We start from the raw sequence: 16,218 nt of genomic DNA, 5'->3' as shown, positions 1-16,218 counted from the left end.
CGGCTTTTCTTTTTCCGCCTTGTGTTGCAAAGTCGCGCCGCGCGAGAAGAGCCCCGCCAGTCGAGGGTCGGTTCCGCGCGACATGGCCGCGTCGGGTTCGATTGATCCCGGCGGCGGCGCATCATCATCCGATCCGCGCCATAGCGGCGCGCCTGGGAACACATCATGGGCCGCCCCGCTCAAGCCCCATTTCGGCTTTTGGCCGCCTGCGCCGTCGGACCCGACGACGCGGCCGGCGCGGCGTCGCGCGCCCCCATCACATTCCGGCAGCGCCTGGGCCTAGCGCCCGTGGCGCGCCCTGGAGATCCGCTTAATGTCAAAGAAGATGCTAATCGACGCCGCACACGCCGAAGAGACGCGTGTCGTGGTGGTCGACGGGAACCGCGTTGAAGACTTCGATTTCGAAAGCCAGAACCGCAAACAGCTTCGAGGGAACATCTACCTCGCCAAAGTCACCCGCGTAGAACCGAGTCTGCAGGCCGCCTTCGTCGAGTACGGCGGCAACCGGCACGGTTTCCTGGCCTTCAACGAAATCCATCCCGACTACTACCAGATCCCCCTGGCCGACCGCGAAGCGCTGCTGCGCGAGGAAGCCGAGGAGGATGACGACGAGCCCATCTCGGCGGCCGAGGCCGACGCCGAGGCGGAAGGCGAGGACGCCGTCTCCGACGACGAAGACGACGTCATGGAGGAAGAGGTCGCCCGGCGTCGCCGGCGGCTGATGCGTCGCTACAAGATCCAGGAAGTGATCCGCCGCCGGCAGATCATGCTGGTGCAGGTCGTCAAGGAAGAGCGCGGCAACAAGGGCGCGGCGCTGACCACCTACCTGTCCCTGGCCGGCCGCTATGGCGTGCTGATGCCGAACACCGCCCGCGGCGGCGGCATCAGCCGCAAGATCACCACGGCCACCGACCGCAAGCGCCTGAAGGGCGTGGTGCAGAGCCTGGACGTGCCCGAGGGCATGGGGCTGATCGTGCGCACGGCCGGCGCCAAGCGCACCAAGGCCGAGATCAAGCGCGACTACGAATACCTCCTGCGCCTGTGGGAGAACATCCGCGAGACCACCCTCCACTCGATCGCGCCTGCGCTGATCTACGAGGAAGAGGACCTGGTGAAGCGGACCATCCGCGACCTCTACGACAAGGACATCGACGAGGTCTGGGTCGAGGGCGAGGCCGGCTTCAAGGAAGCGCGCGACTTCATGCGCATGCTGATGCCCTCGCAGGCCAAGAAGGTGCAGCCCTATCGCGACGTGGTCCCGCTGTTCGTCAAGAACAAGGTCGAAGACCACCTGGCGCAGATCTACACCCCGGTCGTGCCCCTGCGCTCCGGCGGCTATCTGGTGATCAACCAGACCGAGGCCCTGGTGGCGATCGACGTCAACTCCGGGCGCGCCACCCGCGAGCGCAACATCGAGGCGACCGCGCTGAAGACCAATCTGGAGGCGGCCGAGGAAGCCGCCCGCCAGCTTCGCCTGCGCGACCTCGCCGGCCTGATCGTCATCGACTTCATCGACATGGACGAGGCCAAGAACAACCGGGCCGTCGAGAAGAAGCTGAAGGACTGCCTGAAGGACGATCGGGCCCGCGTGCAGATGGGCAAGATCAGCGCCTTCGGCCTGATGGAGATCAGCCGCCAGCGCCGCCGCACCGGCGTGCTGGAGGGCACCACGCACGTGTGCGAACACTGCGGCGGCACCGGCCGGGTGCGCTCTGTGGAGTCCAGCGCCCTGGCGGCCCTGCGCGCGGTGGAGATCGAAGCCCTGAAGGGCGGCGGCGAGGCGACCCTGAAGGTGCCGCGCGCGGTGGGCCTCTACATCCTCAACGAGAAGCGCGGCCACCTGGCCCGCATCCACGAGAAGCTCGGCCTGTTCGTCACGGTGCAGATCGACGACGCCCTGCCCCACGCCGAGCATGAGATCGAGCGCACCGCCAGCGAGACCCGCGCCGAGCACGCCCAAATCACCTACGCCTCGGCCCCGACGCCCGCCTACGAGCCGGCCGCCGACGAGGCTGAAGCCTTCGACGAGTTCGACGAGGAGCTCGAGGAGGAGGAAGAGGACGAAGAGCCGGAGGCCGCCGAAGCCGAAGAGGCCGAGGAAGACGCCGAAGACCGGGGCGGCCGCGGCCGCCGCCGCCGTCGGCGTGGCCGCCGCGAGGAGGCCGCGAGCCGCCCGACGCCCGCCGAGACCGCCGAGGATGCCGCCGCGGGCGGCCGCCGCCGGCGCCGAGGCCGGCGCGGCGGACGGCGCATGCGCGACGAATCGCGTCCGCTGGACGCCTTCTCCTGGGTGCGTCCGTGGGTGCCCTACGGCGACGATCCGTTCGTCTGGTACGACCCGGCCGAAGACATGCGCCTGCCGACGGTCCCCGAGGCCGCCGCCGAGGCGCCGGTCGCTCCGGCCGCGCCCGAACCGCAGGCCGAGACGATCGCCGAGGTCGTGAGCCCGCCCGCCGTCGCCGCGTCGTCCGAGGACGAGGAAGTCTGGGTCGAACTGCCCGCGGTCGAGGAAAAGCCGAAGCGCGCCCGCCGTTCGCGCAGCCGCAAGACGGCCGAGGCGCCCGCCGCCGAGCCGGCGGCCGAAGCTCCCGCGGCCGAGGCGGTCGAAGCCGTCGCCGAACCGGCCCCAGAGCTGGCGGCGGAGGTTGCGGCCGAGCCGCCGCCGGCCAAGCCCGCCCGCGCGCCGCGTCGCCGCAAGACCGCCGCCAAGGCCGAAGCCGCCGTCGAGACTGTGACGGTTGAAGCCGCGCCCGAGCCGGCCGCGGCCGAGGCCGAGCCGGCCGAGCCTGCGCCGGCTGAACCGACGCCGGAGCCGGCCATGGCCGAAGCCGCGCCGGAGCCGGCCGAACCGGACCCGAACGAGATCACCGCGCCGCCGGCCAAGCCGCGCCGGGGCTGGTGGCGCCGGGGCTGAGGCGTCCAGGCGCGTCTGGCGAATGCGTGAGCAGATCGCCGGACGCCGCCTCGATCCTGCGTTCGGGGGTACGATTCAGCGGTCAGGTGATTCCACCTGACCGCATCGTGCTTTAGGATGCTTGATCTGGGTCTGGAGGGGGCGTTCGGAGTTTAGTCATGAGCTTCCCTGCCCGGTCTTTCTCCCGCGCCGCGCTCGCCGCGGTCCTGTCGATCGGGTTGGCCGCCGCGCCAGCCGTCGTCGAGGCCCAGGACAGCAGCGGCGGCATGACGCTGATCCGCGACACCGAGATCGAGGCGATCCTGCGCAAGGACGCCGAGCCGATCTTCAAGGCGGCCGGCATTCCGTCGGACAACATCAACATCCTGCTGATCGGCAGCAAGGAGCTGAACGCCTTCGCCGCGCCCGGCACCATGGCGGTGTTCACCGGACTGATCATGGAGACCAAGAACCCCAACGAGCTGCAGGGGGTCATGGCCCACGAAGTCGGCCACTTGGCCGGCGGCCACAGCGCCCGCTCCGGAGAGATGACCAAGGCCGGCATGACGCCGTTCCTGCTGACCATGGGCCTGGGCGTGCTGGCCGCCATCGCCGGCTCCGGCGACGCGGCGGCGGGCCTGATAGGCAGCGCCAGCTATTTCGGCACCCTCGGCGCGCTCGGCTACAGCCGCGAACAGGAGGCCCGCGCCGACCAGGCCGGGGCCACCAACCTGGAGAACGCCGGCCTTTCCGGCCGCGGCCTCGTCGAGTTCTTCGACAACTTCCGCTATCAGGAAGTGTTCCAGGACGCGCGCAAGTACGCCTACTTCCGCAGCCACCCGATCTCCTCGGACCGGATCGAGGCGCTGCGCGCCCGCGTCGAGAAGCTGCCCCACTACAACGAGGTCGACAGCCCCGAGGCCATCGCCGAGCACAACATCATGAAGGCCAAGCTCGAGGGCTTCATCGAGCCGCAGAAGGCGATGATCGACTTCCCGGACACCGACCAGTCCTATCCGGCCAAGTACGCCCGCGCGATCGCCTACTATCAGCTCAAGGAGCCCGAAAAGGCGATCAAGCGGGTGGACGAGCTGATCACCGAGCAGCCGAACAATCCCTACCTGTGGGAGTTGAAAGGCCAGATCCTCTTCGAATACGGCCACGCCGATCAGGCCGAGGAGCCGCAGCGCAAGTCCGTGGAGCTGAAGCCCGACGCCCCCTTGCTGCGCATCAATCTCGGCCAGACGCTGATCGCCCTGGACGACAAGGCCAAGACCGAGGAAGGCGTGACCGAGCTCAGGAAGGCCCTCACCCAGGAAGGCGACAACGCCGTCGCCTGGCGCCTGCTGGCCGAAGCCTATGACAAGCTCGGCGAGGACGGCCGCGCCCGGCTGGCCACGGCCGAGTACAACTTCGCCATCGGCGATTCCCGCCAGGCCCGCGTCTTCGCCATGCGCGCGCGCGAAATGCTCAAGCGCGACACGCCCGAATGGCGGCGCGCCACCGACATCGTCTTGACCTCAGATCCCACCAAGCAGGATCTGCAGGACCTCGCCCGCGAGGGCTCCATCACCCGCGGTTCGATCCACTGATCCGCGGCCAGACTTCGAGAGACATGCGCAAGACCCTTCGCCTGATCGCGCTCGGCGCGACCGCCGCCCTGACTCTTTCCGGCTGTCAGAAGATCGACGACCAGGCGTTCGGCCAAAAGGTCCGCGCCTATCTGCTGGAGCATCCCGAGGTCATCCAGGAGGCCGTGGAGAAGCTGCAGGCCAAGCAGCAGGCGGCCGCCGCCAAGGCCGCGCAGGACGGCATCTCCAAGTATCGCAAGGAGCTCGTGGCCGACAGCCGCGACTTCGTGGCCAACCCCAACGGCTCGATCACGGTGGTGGAGTTCTTCGACTACCGCTGCGGCTACTGCAAGCTGGCCGCGCCCGAGGTGCTCAAGCTGATCAAGGAGAACCCGGACGTCCGCTTCGTGTTCAAGGAGTTCCCGATCTTCGGCGACGCCTCCGACCTGGCCGCCCAGGTCGTGCTCTCGCCGGCGGCCAAGCCGAAGTCCCTGGAGCTCTACGGCCGCTTCATGGCCGAGAAGGCGCTCGACGAGGCGGCCATCGACCGCATCCTCACCGAGGTTGGCGTCGATCCGGCCGCGGCCAAGGCGGGCGGCTCCACGCCCGCCGTGCAGAAGCAGATCGCCGACGTGCGCCAGCTCGCCCAGGACCTGATGATCGAGGGCACGCCGGCCTTCGTGGTCGGCGACACCATGATCTCCGGCGCGGACATCGGCGCGCTCAAGCGCGCCATCGCCGAGGCCCGGGCGAAGACCATCAAGCCCGCCTGACGAATCGGCTCGCCTGTTCCGCGCCAGGACTTTCCCAAAGGCGCGGCTCATGCCTAGGCTCGCAGGGGCGTGGATGCGCCCCTGGGCCACGCAGGGAGGCGAGATGGCCGAACGTGTGCTGGTGATCGGCGCCGGCGTGGCCGGCCTCAGCGTGGCGCTCGCGCTCGCGCCGACCGGCCGCCAGGTCGTGCTGCTCGAACGCGACCCGCCGCCGCCCGAGGGCGACGCCGATCTGGCCTTCACCGACTGGGCGCGCCGAGGGGTCGGGCACCTGCGCCACAGCCACGCCTTCCTCGCCCGCCTGCGCGCGATCATCCGCGACGCCCACCCGGCGCTCCTGGCCGACCTGCGCGCCGCCGGCTGCCGCGAGCTGGGCTTTGACGGCATGCTCACAGATCTGCACCGCCAGACCTATGCGCCCAGGCCTGAGGACGCCGACTTCGTGGTGCTCACCAGCCGCCGCACGACGCTGGAGACGGTGATGCGCCGCTATGTCGAGCGCCTGCCCGGCGTCGAGATCCGCCCGGAGACCTTCGTGCGCCGCCTCCTGGTCGAGCGCCCGGACCTCGGGCCGCCGGTGGTCGCCGGCGTCTCGGCGGCCGACGGCTCCGGCGAGCGCCATGTGCTGGCCGACCTCGTGGTCGAGGCGGGCGGCCGCACCGCCGCCGGGATCGAACAACTGGCCGAGGCCGGCGTTTCGGTCCGCGAAGAGAGCGAGGACTGCGGCATCCTCTACTTCACCCGCCACTACCGGCTGCTGCCGGGCCAGGCCGAGCCGCCGCGCGGCAAGGCGTCGGGCACGGGGGACCTGGGGTTTCTGAAGTTCGGCGTCTTTCCCGCGGACAACGGCTGCTTCTCCATCACCCTGTGCCTGCCCGAGATCGAGATGGAGCTCAGAAAGGCCGTCGTGCGCCCCGAACTGTTCGACGCGGTCTGCGCCCAGATGCCGGGCCTGGCGCCCTGGATCGATCCGGCCCGCTCGCAGGGCGTCAGCCGCGTCTTCGGCATGGGCGACCTGCAAAGCCGCTGGCGCGAGCTGGTCGATCGCGGCGAGCCCCAGGTGCTGGGCTATGTCGCGGTGGGCGACGCCCTGATCCGCACCAATCCGCTCTACGGCCGCGGCTGTTCCTTCGCCGCCATCGAGGCCTATCTCCTGCGCGACGTTCTCGAGGCGACGGCCGATCCGGGCGACCGGCTCGTCCTGTTCCAGCGGGCCGTGCGCGGCGAGCTTCGCCCCTACTACGACTCCATGCGCGCTCAGGACCGCTCGGCCGTGCGCCGCGCCCAGCGGATGCTGACGCCCGGATACAGCCCCGATCTGCGCGCCAGGCTGCTGAAGAGCTTCGTCGAGGACGGGGTGAACATCGCCGTGCGCTCCGACCCGGACATCCTGCGCGAGGCCCTGCGCGGCTTCCACATGCTGGAGCATCCCTCGGCCTGGCTCAGGCGGCCGGCCAACCTCGCCAAGGTGCTGGGCTACTGGGCGCGCGGAAAGGCGCGCAACGCGGCCGCCTATCCGCCCAGGCCCGGTCCGGGGCGCGAGACCCTGATGCGGGCGCTCGGCCTGTCGCCGCAGGCCGACGTCGAGCGGCTGGCCGCCGGCGCGTCCTGAACCCTCAGATCAGACCGCTCAGCGGCGAGGACGGATCGGCGTACATCCGCTTGGGCATGCGCCCGGCCAGGAACGCCTCGCGCCCGGCGATCACCGCGTGCTTCATCGCCCGGGCCATGCGGATCGGATCCTTCGCCTCGGCGATGGCGGTGTTCATCAAGACCGCGTCGCAGCCCAGCTCCATGGCCACCGCCGCGTCCGAGGCCGTGCCGACGCCGGCGTCCACCAGCACCGGCACCGTGGCCTGCTCGACGATCAGCCCCAGGTTCAACAGGTTCTGGATGCCGCGGCCCGAGCCGATCGGCGCGCCCAGCGGCATGATCGCCGCAGCGCCCGCCTCCTCCAGCTTCTTGGCGTAGACCGGATCGTCGGTGCAGTAGACCATCACCTGGAAGCCGTCGGCGATCAGCAGCTTCAGCGCCCTGAGCGTCTCTTCCATGTCGGGCAGGAGGTGCTTGGTGTTGGACAGCACCTCCAGCTTCACCAGGTCCCAGCCGCCGGCCTCGCGCGCCAGCCGCAGGGTCCGCACCGCGTCCTCGCCGGTGAAGCAGCCGGCGGTGTTGGGCAGGAAGGTGAAGCGGTCGGGTTTCACATAGTCGACCAGCATCGGCTGGCTGGGGTCGGACAGGTTCACCCGGCGCAGCGCCACGGTGACGATCTCGGCCCCCGCCGCCTCCGCCGCCGCCGCGTTCTGGGCGTAGTCCTTGTACTTGCCCGTGCCGACGATCAGGCGCGAGCGGAAGGTGCGCCCGGCGACGCTCCAGGTGTCCTCGGCGTGAACGGAGCCATCCATGTCAGCCGCCTCCAATGAAATGCACGATCTCGATCCGGTCGCCGTCGGCGAGCGCGGTGGTGTCATAGGCCGATCTGGGCACGATCTCCAGATTGCGCTCCACGGCCACCTTGCGCGCGTCGAGCCCCAGCGCCGCCACCAGGCCGGCCACGTCCCTGACGCTTGAAAAGCTGCGTTCCTCGCCGTTGATCGTGAGCTGCATCAAGCCCGTTCCTGCTCCCTCTCGACCCCAGCGCTTGTGACCCCCGCCCGCTCCCGGTACAAGACCCCGGAATCGACCATGGGGCCGAATGTCGAAACCGATCTATGTGCTGAGCGGGCCGAACCTCAACCTCCTTGGCCAGCGCGAGCCCGAGATTTACGGAAAAGAGACCCTGGACGATGTCCGCAGGGCCTGCGAACTGCGCGCGCAGGCGCTCGGCCGCAGCATCGTTTTCCGCCAATCCAACCACGAGGGCGACCTGATCGACTGGGTCCAGGAGGCCCGCGAGGCGGCCAGCGCCCTGGTGATCAACCCGGCCGGCTACGGCCACACGTCGGTGGCGCTGCTCGATGCGCTGAAGACGCTCTCCATTCCCATCGTGGAATGCCACCTGTCCAACCCGGCGGCGCGCGAGACGTTCCGCCGTCACACCTATGTGTCCCTGGCCGCCACCGGCGTCGTTTCCGGCTTCGGCTTGGCGAGCTATGAACTGGCCGTCGAGGCCGCGGCGGGCAAGTCCCGCTAGGCGGGCTCCGCGCGAATTTTAAGGAAGTTCCCATGGCCAGCAGTCCCAAGGCCCCTGCCGATCCGATCGATGCGCGTCTGGTCCGCAAGCTGGCCGACATCCTCACCGACACCGGCCTGTCCGAGATCGAGGTCGAGCGCGACGGCCTGAAAATCCGCGTGGCCAAGACGCTGATGGCCGCCGCCGCGGCGCAGGCGCCGGTCTTCGCTCCCGTCGCGGCGGCGGCCCCCGCGGCCGTGGTCGACGGCGCGCCCACGGCGGCGCCGGCCGCCGAGGCGCCGCGCAAGGGCGACGTGGTCAACTCGCCCATGGTCGGCACGGTCTACCTGCAGCCGCAGCCCGGCTCTCCCTCCTTCATCAAGGTCGGCGACACGGTCCAGGCCGGCCAGACGCTCATGATCGTCGAGGCGATGAAGACCATGAACCCGATCCCCGCGCCCAAGGGCGGCAAGGTGGTGGAAATCCTGGTCGAGGACGCCCAGCCCGTCGAATTCGGCGAACCGCTCGTCGTCATCGAGTAGGACGATGTTCGACAAGATCCTCATCGCCAACCGCGGCGAGATCGCGCTTCGGGTCCACCGCGCCTGCAAGGAGATGGGCATCTCCACCGTCGCCGTGCATTCGGAAGCCGACGCCGGCGCCATGTGGGTGCGCCTCGCCGACGAGAGCGTCTGCATCGGCCCCGCGCCAGCCGCCAAGAGCTACCTGAACATCCCCTCGATCATCGCCGCGGCCGAGATCACCGGCGCCCAGGCGATCCATCCGGGCTACGGCTTCCTGTCGGAGAACGCCCGCTTCGCCGAGATCGTCGGCGCGCACGGCTTCACGTTCATCGGGCCCAAGCCCGAGCACATCCGCATGATGGGCGACAAGATCACGGCCAAGCAGGCGGTGAAGGACGCCGGCATCCCCGTGGTCCCCGGCTCGGACGGCGCGGTCACGACCGAGGAAGAAGCCTTCGCCGCCGCCAAGGCGATCGGCTTTCCCGTGCTGATCAAGGCGGCCGCCGGCGGCGGCGGACGCGGCATGAAGGTGGCCAAGACCGAGGAAGACCTGGCCGAGGCCGTCGCCACCGCCCGCGCCGAGGCCCGCGCGGCGTTCGGCGACGACGCGGTCTACATGGAGCGCTACCTCCAGACCCCGCGCCACATCGAGATCCAGGTGATCGCCGACGCCTTCGGCAACGTCTGCCACCTGGGCGAACGCGACTGCTCCCTGCAGCGCCGACACCAGAAGGTGCTGGAGGAGGCGCCCTCCCCGGCCATCGACGCCGCGGCGCGCGAAAAGATCGGACACGTCGTCGTCGAGGCGATCCGCAAGATCGGCTACCTCGGCGTCGGCACCATCGAGTTCCTCTACGAAAACGGCGAGTTCTTCTTCATCGAGATGAACACCCGCCTGCAGGTGGAGCATCCGGTCACCGAGGCCATCACCGGCATCGACCTGGTGCGCGAGCAGATCCGCATCGCCGCGGGCCTGCCGCTGTCCTTCGCCCAGAAGGACGTGGTCTTCGAAGGCCACGCCATCGAGTGCCGCATCAACGCCGAGAACCCGCGCACCTTCACCCCCTCGCCGGGGCTGGTGACCGACTTCCACGCGCCCGGCGGCCTGGGCGTGCGGCTCGATAGCGCGCTCTACGCCGGCTATTCGATCCCACCCTACTACGACAGCCTGGCGGGCAAGCTGATCGTGCACGGGCGCGACCGCGAGGAGTGCATCGCGCGGCTGAACCGCTGCCTCGGCGAGATGGTCGTGGGCGGGGTGGAGACCACCATTCCCCTGTTCCAGGACCTGTTGCTGAACCCGGACATCCTGGCCGGCGACTACAACATCCACTGGCTGGAACACTGGATGAAGGCCCAGGCCGCGGCAGACGCGGCGGCCTGATCGCGCGCCCCGCGCCTGCCGGCCGGGCCGATTTACTGTAAGCTCTGGCGATGACCGTCTTCGGCCCGCGCGAGCTTCTGACCTGCTACGCCAGGGGGGTGTTCCCCATGGCCGACGCGCGGGAAGACGAGCGGATCTTCCTGATCGACCCCGAGCGGCGCGGCGTCATTCCGCTGCGCGGCTTCCACGTCTCGCGACGGCTGGCGCGCACCGTGCGCTCGAACCCGTTCGAAGTGCGGGTGGACACGGCCTTTTCCGAGGTGGTCGGCGCCTGCGCGGCCGAGGGGCCGGGCCGCACGGAGACCTGGATCAACCGGCCGATCGAGTCGCTCTACGCCGACCTTTTCGCCACCGGCTGCGCCCACAGCGTCGAATGCTGGAAGGACGGCGAACTCGTCGGCGGGCTCTACGGCGTGGCCCTGTCGGGCGCCTTCTTCGGCGAGAGCATGTTCTCCCGCGCCCGCGACGCCAGCAAGGTGGCGCTGGTGCACCTGGTGGCCCGCCTGATCGCCGCCGGCTTCGTCCTGCTGGACGCCCAGTTCATCACCGAGCACCTGGCCCAGTTCGGCGCCCAGGAGATCTCCCGCGTCGAATACCATCGCCGGCTGGGCGCGGCCCTTGCCGTCAGCGCCGACTTCAACGCCCCGCCGCTCTATGACGGCGCGGCGGCCCTGCAGGTGATCAGCCAGGCGTCGTAGACCGGGTGCTCCAGCGGATCGAGCCCCGGCGAGGAGGCGAACATCCAGCCGCGGAACACCTGGCGCGGGGCCGGCGTCGGCTTGCCCGGCGCGGCCTTGGGCTGGCTCTGGATGGTCAGATAGGCGATGGCGTCCGGCGTCTCTTCGTCGGGCGTGGAACGCTCGCAGGCGCGCACGGTGAACACCAGGCTCTTGTAGCGCACCGGCTTGCCCACCTCGGCCTCGAAGCGGACGGTCTCGGCGGTGATCTTGTCCAGCGCCTGCAGCACGGCCACGTCGTAGCGCGCGCGCTTGGCGGGCGGTTCAGGCTCCGCCGGCGGCGCCGGCTCGGCCTGGACTGCGACCGCCGGGGCCGGCGCGGGCGTCGGCTCGGCGGCGGGAGGCGGCGCCGGCTCGGCCGGCTTCAGCGCGGCGGACGGAATCGGCTCTTCCGGCGGCAGGGCGAGAGTCTTTTGCGGCGCGGCTTCGCCCGCGGGCGCGGCGGCCGGCGGCTGGGCTGAAGACTCGGGGACCGTCTGAGCGCCCGCCGCGCCCGCCGCGAGGGCGGCGGCGCAGGCGGCCACGGGCAGCATCCGGCGAAGCTTTGACCGGTCCATGGAAAGCAGGGCGGACCGCTTCACGGGCGCCTACTCCGGCTTCCAGGCCTCGTAGTCGCCGGCCGCACGGGCGCGCTCGCCGCCCCGCGTCAGCGAGCCCTTCGGCCGCCAGGCGTAGACCGTGCCCGACAGGTTCGGGATGTGGTCCTTCTCCCAGGCCCGGCGCAGCAGCGGCTGGCGGGTGGGCGGCTCGTCGAAGGTGTAGCGCAGCCAGCCGTGCCACTCGGGCGGCACCTTCGAGGCCTCGGCGTAGCCGTCGTAGATCACCCAGCGGCGCTTGCGGCCGTCGTAGCTGTCCTTGGCGTCCCGCGCTTCGTAGTACTTGTTGCCGTAATCGTCCGTGCCCACGAGGACGCCGCGGCGGCCGATGTGGAAGCGAGCGCCGAACGCTGCGCCGTTCCACCAGGTGAAGATCGCTTTCAGCACGTTTGGAAAACCCGGACTGGCAGGAGACGGCGCGGACTATAGGCGCCGTCGGCGACGCGGTCCAGCGGCCTTCGCGCCGCATATCTTGGCGTACGTCTTGCCGCACACCCAACATCTATTGCCTCACCTTGCCACGAATCCTTTACGCTGTTCGCGCGTTCAACCAGGACGCTGCGGCGAGGCGAAAAGGTGCGGATCGAACGGCGAATTCTCGAACGCGCGAGCGATGCGATCGAGGTCCTGGCGCCGTCGGCCTGGACGGACGCCAGGGTCGAGGCCTGGGTCGACTGGGCCGATGGCGCGGCCGACCTGCCCGAAGCCATGTTCCGCTTCGCCGAGGAGCTGATCCAGCGCCCGGCCGCCCAGGGCCTGTTCACCGCGCCGCGTGAGCGCGCCGCCTTCCGCCGCGACCTGGGCGCGGCCATGCTGTCCGGCGCGCTCGCCATTTCACGCATCCCCTCGCCCGCCCATGCGCCGCTGGTCGCCAAGGCCGGCGACCCCGCGTTCGAGGCCACCCTCGCCGCGTTCCGCGCGCGCCGCCGAGGCCGGATCGCCGCCGCGGCCGCCGCGGTCGAACTGGGCGCGCGCCTTCAGGCGGTGATGGACGCCATCCTGCGCTGCGAGGGCGACGCCGAAGCCTGCGCCGACCTGAAACGCAACACGAGCCTCGCCCGCGCCGCCGAGGCGGCCCGCACCGCCGGCGCCACCGACGTGATGATCCTGGAGGCGATCACCCGCGCGCGCGCCGGCGACGGCGTGGCCGAGGCGCAGCTCCCGGAGCTCGGTCCGGATGAGGCCCTCGTGGTCCTGGCCGCGCGCAACGCCTTCTCGGGCGAGGCCGGCGCGGCGCTCGCCGCGGCCGGATGGGAGACGGGCGCGCTCAGCGTCTGCTTCTCCGCCGCCGACGCCCAGCGCCTGGCCCAGGCCGGCGGGGTCGTCCGCGGGGCGGTGGACCTGATGGCCTTCGGCGCCGGCGACGATTTCGACGCGGCGGGGTTCGAGGCGGCCGTGCGGTTGCTGGCCCTGGCGCTGCGCGCTTCCGGCGGCCGGATCGCCCTGGCGCTCGGCGGCCTGTCGGAATGGCTGGCGGCCCAGGGCCTGGCCTACGATTCCGAAGCCGCCCGCAACGCCGCGCGCGGCCTTCACGCCCGCGCCGAGGCGGTGATCCGCGCCGCCGGCCTGGAGGGCGAAGGCGGCCTGGCGGTGTTCGAGGACGCCGAACTGGAGCTCATGCTGGGCGGCGCCCAGCTTTCGGCCGAGCCCTGGCGGGGGCCCGTCACCCTGGCCGAGACCGAGGACGGGCGCATCGTGCGCGTGCTTTCGGAAAGCTCGCTGCAGGCCTTCGCGCGCCTGGGCGTCGACGCGGCCGCCGCGCGAGCCCACCTGCTGGGCGCCGGGGACCTGGCCCAGGCGCCGGGCGTCAGCCATCGCGAACTGACCGCGCGCGGGTTCACCGAGCACGAGATCTCGGCCGCCGAGGCCGCCCTGCCCTTCGTCTCCGGCCTGTCGGAGGCGTTCGGTCCCGACGTGATCGACCAGGGCTTCCTGCGGGACGTGCTGGGCCTGTCCGAGGACGACCTGACGACGCCGGGGTTCGACGTGCTGGCCGCGGCGGGCTTCTCGCCGGCCGACGTCGCCGCGGCCGAGGCCCACGTGCTGGGCCGGCCCACGCTCGCCGACGCCGAGTTCCTGACGGCCGAGCAGCGGCGCGTGCTGCAGACCGGCGAGGACCTGGGCCACGGGCCCTACCTGGCGATGCTCGCCACCCTGCAGCCGACCCTGGCCTGGCCGGGGACGGCCGAGTTCACCCTGTCCTGGGACGCTTCGCCCGAGGAGGCCCGCCAGCTCTTCGCCGACGCCGCCGAGGCCGGCGCAGGCGCCGTGCGCGTGCGCCGCAGCGCGCCGCTGGCCAATTTCAAGCTCGACCTGCCCCGCCCCGCCGAGGCGGCCGCCCGTCCGGGGCGCGAGGCCCAGCCCGCGCCGCCGCCGCAGGTGGAGGAACGCGTCGTCGAACGCATCGTCGAGCGCGAACGCACCCGCCGCAAGCTGCCCGACCGGCGCAAGGGCTACATCCAGAAGGCGGCCGTCGGCGGCCACAAGGTCTATCTGCACACAGGCGAATACGACGACGGCGAACTCGGCGAGATCTTCATCGACATGCACAAGGAAGGCGCGGCCTTCCGTTCGTTGATGAACAACTTCGCCATCGCCATCTCCATCGGCCTGCAATACGGCGTGCCGCTGGAGGAATTCGTCGACGCCTTCGTCTTCACCCGCTTCGAGCCCGCCGGGCCGGTGACCGGCAACGACACGGTCAAGTCGGCGACCTCGATCCTGGACTACATCTTCCGCGAGCTCGGCGTGTCCTATCTGGGCCGCGACGACCTGGCCAACGGCGACCCCGCCCGGCTGAACGCCGACGGCCTGGGCCGGGGCAAGGCCGACGATTCCGATCCCGATCCCGAGGGCGAGACCCTGCAGCCGGCGTCGCGGTTCATCTCGCGCGGCTTTTCCCGCGGGGCGGCGCCGGACAACCTGGTCATGCTGGCGCCCGTGGCGCGGCGCGGGGGCGGACCGACGCACCGCGAGGCCGCAGACGTCTGCGCCGAGTGCGGCGACGTGGCGGTGGTGCGCAAGGGCATGAGCCTGATCTGCGAGACGTGCGGCGCGCGGGCCGGCCGCCATGGCGGCGGGGACGCAAGCGCTTGATCCGGCTGGCCCCAAGCTTGCACGCTCGGCTCAGCCATGCACCAGCCCGGGAGGCGTTAGCTGTGAAGAAGATCCTCGCCATCGTCGGCCTGTCCGCCGTCCTGGCCGCAGGCGCGCCCGCCTTCGCGCAGAACGCCGCGCAGATCGCCAAGGCCCGCCAGGGCGTGAGCTGCCCCAAGTGCAACCTCTTCCAGGCCGACTTCAACGGCCTGAACATGGCCGGCCGCAACTTCTCGGGCTCGCGGCTGCGGCAGGCGGACATGTCGGCTGCGGTGCTCAACCGCACCAACTTCGCCGGCGCCGACCTGCGCGACGTCAACGCCTACGGCGCGGTGTTCTCCAGCGCCAACTTCTCCGGCGCCAACCTGACCCACGCCACCTTCGTCGGCGCGTTCCTGCAGGGCTCCAACTTCAAGGGCGCGATCCTGGACGGCGCCAACTTCGCCGGAGCCGAAATGAACCGGGCGATCGGCCTGACCCAGGCCCAGCTCAACCACGCCTGCGGCGACGAAAGCACGCTTCTCCCGCGTGGATTGCATATTCCCCACTGCTAAGCCGCTGAGAATTACCGCGAATTAAGTGGCGTCCGGCCGGCGCAAAGCTCACACGAAGGTGTCATGAGCCAATCGCCATGGAGCAGATGACCAGATTAGTCCGCATCCTGCTGGCCTTCAGCGCCTTTGCGCTCGCCGCGCCCGGCGCGGCCCGGGCCATGGGCGCCGGCGACAAGGAGGTCGCGCGGGTGGTCGCGTTCGGCGGGTCCTGCGCCAAGTGCGAGCTGTCCGGACGCAAGCTGTCGGGCGCGCGCTTCATGGGCGCGGACTTCTCCGGCGCGTCCCTGGTGGGCGCGGACCTGCGCGACGCCAAGTTCATGGGCTCGGCCTTCACCGGATCGGACCTCTCCGGCGCCGACCTCAGCGACGCCCAGATCTTCGGCGCGGACTTCACCCGCGCCACCCTGTCCAACGCCAAGCTTCAGGACGTCGAGGCCAAGGGCGCCTCCTTCCGCGAAGCCACGCTGAACGGCGTCAACGCCTCCGACCTGTCCGGCGTGGGCTCGATCTTCGAGCGCGCCAGCCTGCGCAACGCCAGGTTCTCCGACGCGAACCTGCCAGGCGTCATGATGGTGCGCGCCGACGGCCGCGATTCCGACTTCAGCGACGCCAACCTCGAAGATTCCAACCTGTCCGGCAGCCGGTTCGACGGCGCGAACTTCCGCGACGCGGACCTGCGCCGGGCGACGCTCACCGGGGCCAGCTTCGTTGGCGCCGACTTCCGAGACACGGACCTGCGCGGCGCAATGCTCTCGGGCGCCGATTTTTCGCGCGCCCGGCATCTGACCCAGGAACAGATCGACAAGGCCTGCGCGGACGCCTCCACGCGCCTGCCTTCGGGCCTCGTGGCGCGCGGCTGCCGCGGGGTGCGCGTGATGGTGCGTGTCCGCGAGGCCGCCGAGGCTCCGCCCGCCCCGCCTGCGCCGCCCGCGCCGCCGGCCAATCCCCGCCACCTCGTGGCCGTCGACATTCCGTAGA

At 70.8% G+C, this 16,218-nt stretch carries 15 protein-coding genes; 11 read left to right on the top strand and 4 right to left on the bottom strand.

Annotation, left to right across the window (positions count from 1 at the left end; genetic code table 11):
• Positions 1-313 precede the first annotated feature (313 nt).
• The 4 genes from ACE3TA_RS03130 (at position 314) to ACE3TA_RS03115 (ending at position 6,849) form a co-directional block, all read left to right on the top strand.
• Entirely contained in the window at positions 314-2,914 is a 2,601-nt protein-coding gene (locus ACE3TA_RS03130; protein ID WP_374570341.1) for a ribonuclease E/G, read from the top strand.
• Positions 2,915-3,072: 158 nt separating this feature from the next.
• Entirely contained in the window at positions 3,073-4,485 is a 1,413-nt protein-coding gene (locus tag ACE3TA_RS03125) for a M48 family metalloprotease (protein WP_374570339.1), read from the top strand.
• Between the two features lie 23 nt (positions 4,486-4,508).
• A complete protein-coding gene (locus ACE3TA_RS03120; RefSeq protein WP_374570337.1) occupies positions 4,509-5,237 on the top strand; it encodes a DsbA family protein in 729 nt (242 codons plus the stop codon).
• A gap of 103 nt (positions 5,238-5,340) precedes the next feature.
• A complete protein-coding gene (locus ACE3TA_RS03115) occupies positions 5,341-6,849 on the top strand; it encodes an FAD-dependent oxidoreductase (protein ID WP_374570335.1) in 1,509 nt (502 codons plus the stop codon).
• A 4-nt stretch (positions 6,850-6,853) separates the two neighbouring features.
• Here the strand turns inward: ACE3TA_RS03115 and ACE3TA_RS03110 are convergent, their stop codons facing one another.
• Both ACE3TA_RS03110 and thiS read right to left on the bottom strand, forming a co-directional pair.
• Positions 6,854-7,642, bottom strand: a complete 789-nt coding sequence (locus ACE3TA_RS03110) for a thiazole synthase (protein ID WP_374570333.1) — start codon at positions 7,640-7,642, stop codon at positions 6,854-6,856.
• Between the two features lies 1 nt (position 7,643).
• The gene (thiS, locus tag ACE3TA_RS03105; RefSeq protein WP_374570331.1) at positions 7,644-7,844 is read right to left on the bottom strand and encodes a sulfur carrier protein ThiS; all 201 of its coding nucleotides are present in this window, start codon (positions 7,842-7,844) and stop codon (positions 7,644-7,646) included.
• Positions 7,845-7,932: 88 nt separating this feature from the next.
• On the opposite strand from thiS, the gene aroQ reads away from it, so the two are divergent.
• The 4 genes from aroQ to aat are packed head-to-tail and all read left to right on the top strand — an operon-like array spanning position 7,933 to position 10,955.
• Entirely contained in the window at positions 7,933-8,370 is a 438-nt protein-coding gene (gene aroQ / locus ACE3TA_RS03100; RefSeq protein ID WP_374570329.1) for a type II 3-dehydroquinate dehydratase, read from the top strand.
• Positions 8,371-8,402: 32 nt separating this feature from the next.
• Positions 8,403-8,891, top strand: a complete 489-nt coding sequence (gene accB / locus ACE3TA_RS03095; protein WP_374570327.1) for an acetyl-CoA carboxylase biotin carboxyl carrier protein — start codon at positions 8,403-8,405, stop codon at positions 8,889-8,891.
• Between the two features lie 4 nt (positions 8,892-8,895).
• Complete coding sequence (accC, locus tag ACE3TA_RS03090; protein WP_374570325.1) at positions 8,896-10,257, top strand: acetyl-CoA carboxylase biotin carboxylase subunit; 1,362 nt, start codon at positions 8,896-8,898, stop codon at positions 10,255-10,257.
• A 50-nt stretch (positions 10,258-10,307) separates the two neighbouring features.
• Positions 10,308-10,955: a leucyl/phenylalanyl-tRNA--protein transferase gene (aat, locus tag ACE3TA_RS03085; protein WP_374570323.1), complete on the top strand. Its 648-nt coding sequence runs from the start codon at positions 10,308-10,310 to the stop codon at positions 10,953-10,955.
• Here the strand turns inward: aat and ACE3TA_RS03080 are convergent.
• Both ACE3TA_RS03080 and ACE3TA_RS03075 read right to left on the bottom strand, forming a co-directional pair.
• The gene (locus tag ACE3TA_RS03080) at positions 10,910-11,575 is read right to left on the bottom strand and encodes a DUF2155 domain-containing protein (RefSeq protein WP_374570321.1); all 666 of its coding nucleotides are present in this window, start codon (positions 11,573-11,575) and stop codon (positions 10,910-10,912) included. The genes aat and ACE3TA_RS03080 overlap by 46 nt on opposite strands.
• Before the next feature lie 6 nt (positions 11,576-11,581).
• The gene (locus ACE3TA_RS03075; protein ID WP_374570319.1) at positions 11,582-11,977 is read right to left on the bottom strand and encodes an NADH:ubiquinone oxidoreductase subunit NDUFA12; all 396 of its coding nucleotides are present in this window, start codon (positions 11,975-11,977) and stop codon (positions 11,582-11,584) included.
• Positions 11,978-12,166: 189 nt separating this feature from the next.
• On the opposite strand from ACE3TA_RS03075, the gene ACE3TA_RS03070 reads away from it, so the two are divergent.
• The 3 genes from ACE3TA_RS03070 (at position 12,167) to ACE3TA_RS03060 (ending at position 16,217) form a co-directional block, all read left to right on the top strand.
• The gene (locus tag ACE3TA_RS03070; protein WP_374570318.1) at positions 12,167-14,686 is read left to right on the top strand and encodes a ribonucleotide reductase; all 2,520 of its coding nucleotides are present in this window, start codon (positions 12,167-12,169) and stop codon (positions 14,684-14,686) included.
• A gap of 62 nt (positions 14,687-14,748) precedes the next feature.
• Positions 14,749-15,240 carry a pentapeptide repeat-containing protein gene (locus ACE3TA_RS03065; RefSeq protein WP_374570316.1) on the top strand — a complete coding sequence of 164 codons (492 nt, stop codon included), beginning with the start codon at positions 14,749-14,751 and terminating at the stop codon, positions 15,238-15,240.
• An 86-nt stretch (positions 15,241-15,326) separates the two neighbouring features.
• Positions 15,327-16,217 (top strand): pentapeptide repeat-containing protein, encoded by an 891-nt coding sequence (locus ACE3TA_RS03060; protein WP_374570314.1) that lies wholly within the window; start codon positions 15,327-15,329, stop codon positions 16,215-16,217.
• Position 16,218: the final 1 nt, after the last annotated feature.

This window comes from Phenylobacterium sp., from assembly GCF_041916435.1.
In the GTDB taxonomy this organism is placed as follows: Bacteria; Pseudomonadota; Alphaproteobacteria; order Caulobacterales; family Caulobacteraceae; genus Phenylobacterium.
This window is presented reverse-complemented; position numbering and strand designations above follow the sequence as displayed.

What these genes read in the sequence shown, in the direction of transcription:
- ACE3TA_RS03130 (WP_374570341.1), top strand. Translation starts at nt 314, where the DNA reads ATGTCAAAGAAGATGCTAATCGACGCCGCACACGCCGAAGAGACGCGT.
- ACE3TA_RS03125 (WP_374570339.1), top strand. Translation starts at nt 3,073, where the DNA reads ATGAGCTTCCCTGCCCGGTCTTTCTCCCGCGCCGCGCTCGCCGCGGTC.
- ACE3TA_RS03120 (WP_374570337.1), top strand. Translation starts at nt 4,509, where the DNA reads ATGCGCAAGACCCTTCGCCTGATCGCGCTCGGCGCGACCGCCGCCCTG.
- ACE3TA_RS03115 (WP_374570335.1), top strand. Translation starts at nt 5,341, where the DNA reads ATGGCCGAACGTGTGCTGGTGATCGGCGCCGGCGTGGCCGGCCTCAGC.
- ACE3TA_RS03110 (WP_374570333.1), bottom strand. Translation starts at nt 7,642, where the DNA reads ATGGATGGCTCCGTTCACGCCGAGGACACCTGGAGCGTCGCCGGGCGC.
- thiS (WP_374570331.1), bottom strand. Translation starts at nt 7,844, where the DNA reads ATGCAGCTCACGATCAACGGCGAGGAACGCAGCTTTTCAAGCGTCAGG.
- aroQ (WP_374570329.1), top strand. Translation starts at nt 7,933, where the DNA reads ATGTCGAAACCGATCTATGTGCTGAGCGGGCCGAACCTCAACCTCCTT.
- accB (WP_374570327.1), top strand. Translation starts at nt 8,403, where the DNA reads ATGGCCAGCAGTCCCAAGGCCCCTGCCGATCCGATCGATGCGCGTCTG.
- accC (WP_374570325.1), top strand. Translation starts at nt 8,896, where the DNA reads ATGTTCGACAAGATCCTCATCGCCAACCGCGGCGAGATCGCGCTTCGG.
- aat (WP_374570323.1), top strand. Translation starts at nt 10,308, where the DNA reads ATGACCGTCTTCGGCCCGCGCGAGCTTCTGACCTGCTACGCCAGGGGG.
- ACE3TA_RS03060 (WP_374570314.1), top strand. Translation starts at nt 15,327, where the DNA reads ATGACCAGATTAGTCCGCATCCTGCTGGCCTTCAGCGCCTTTGCGCTC.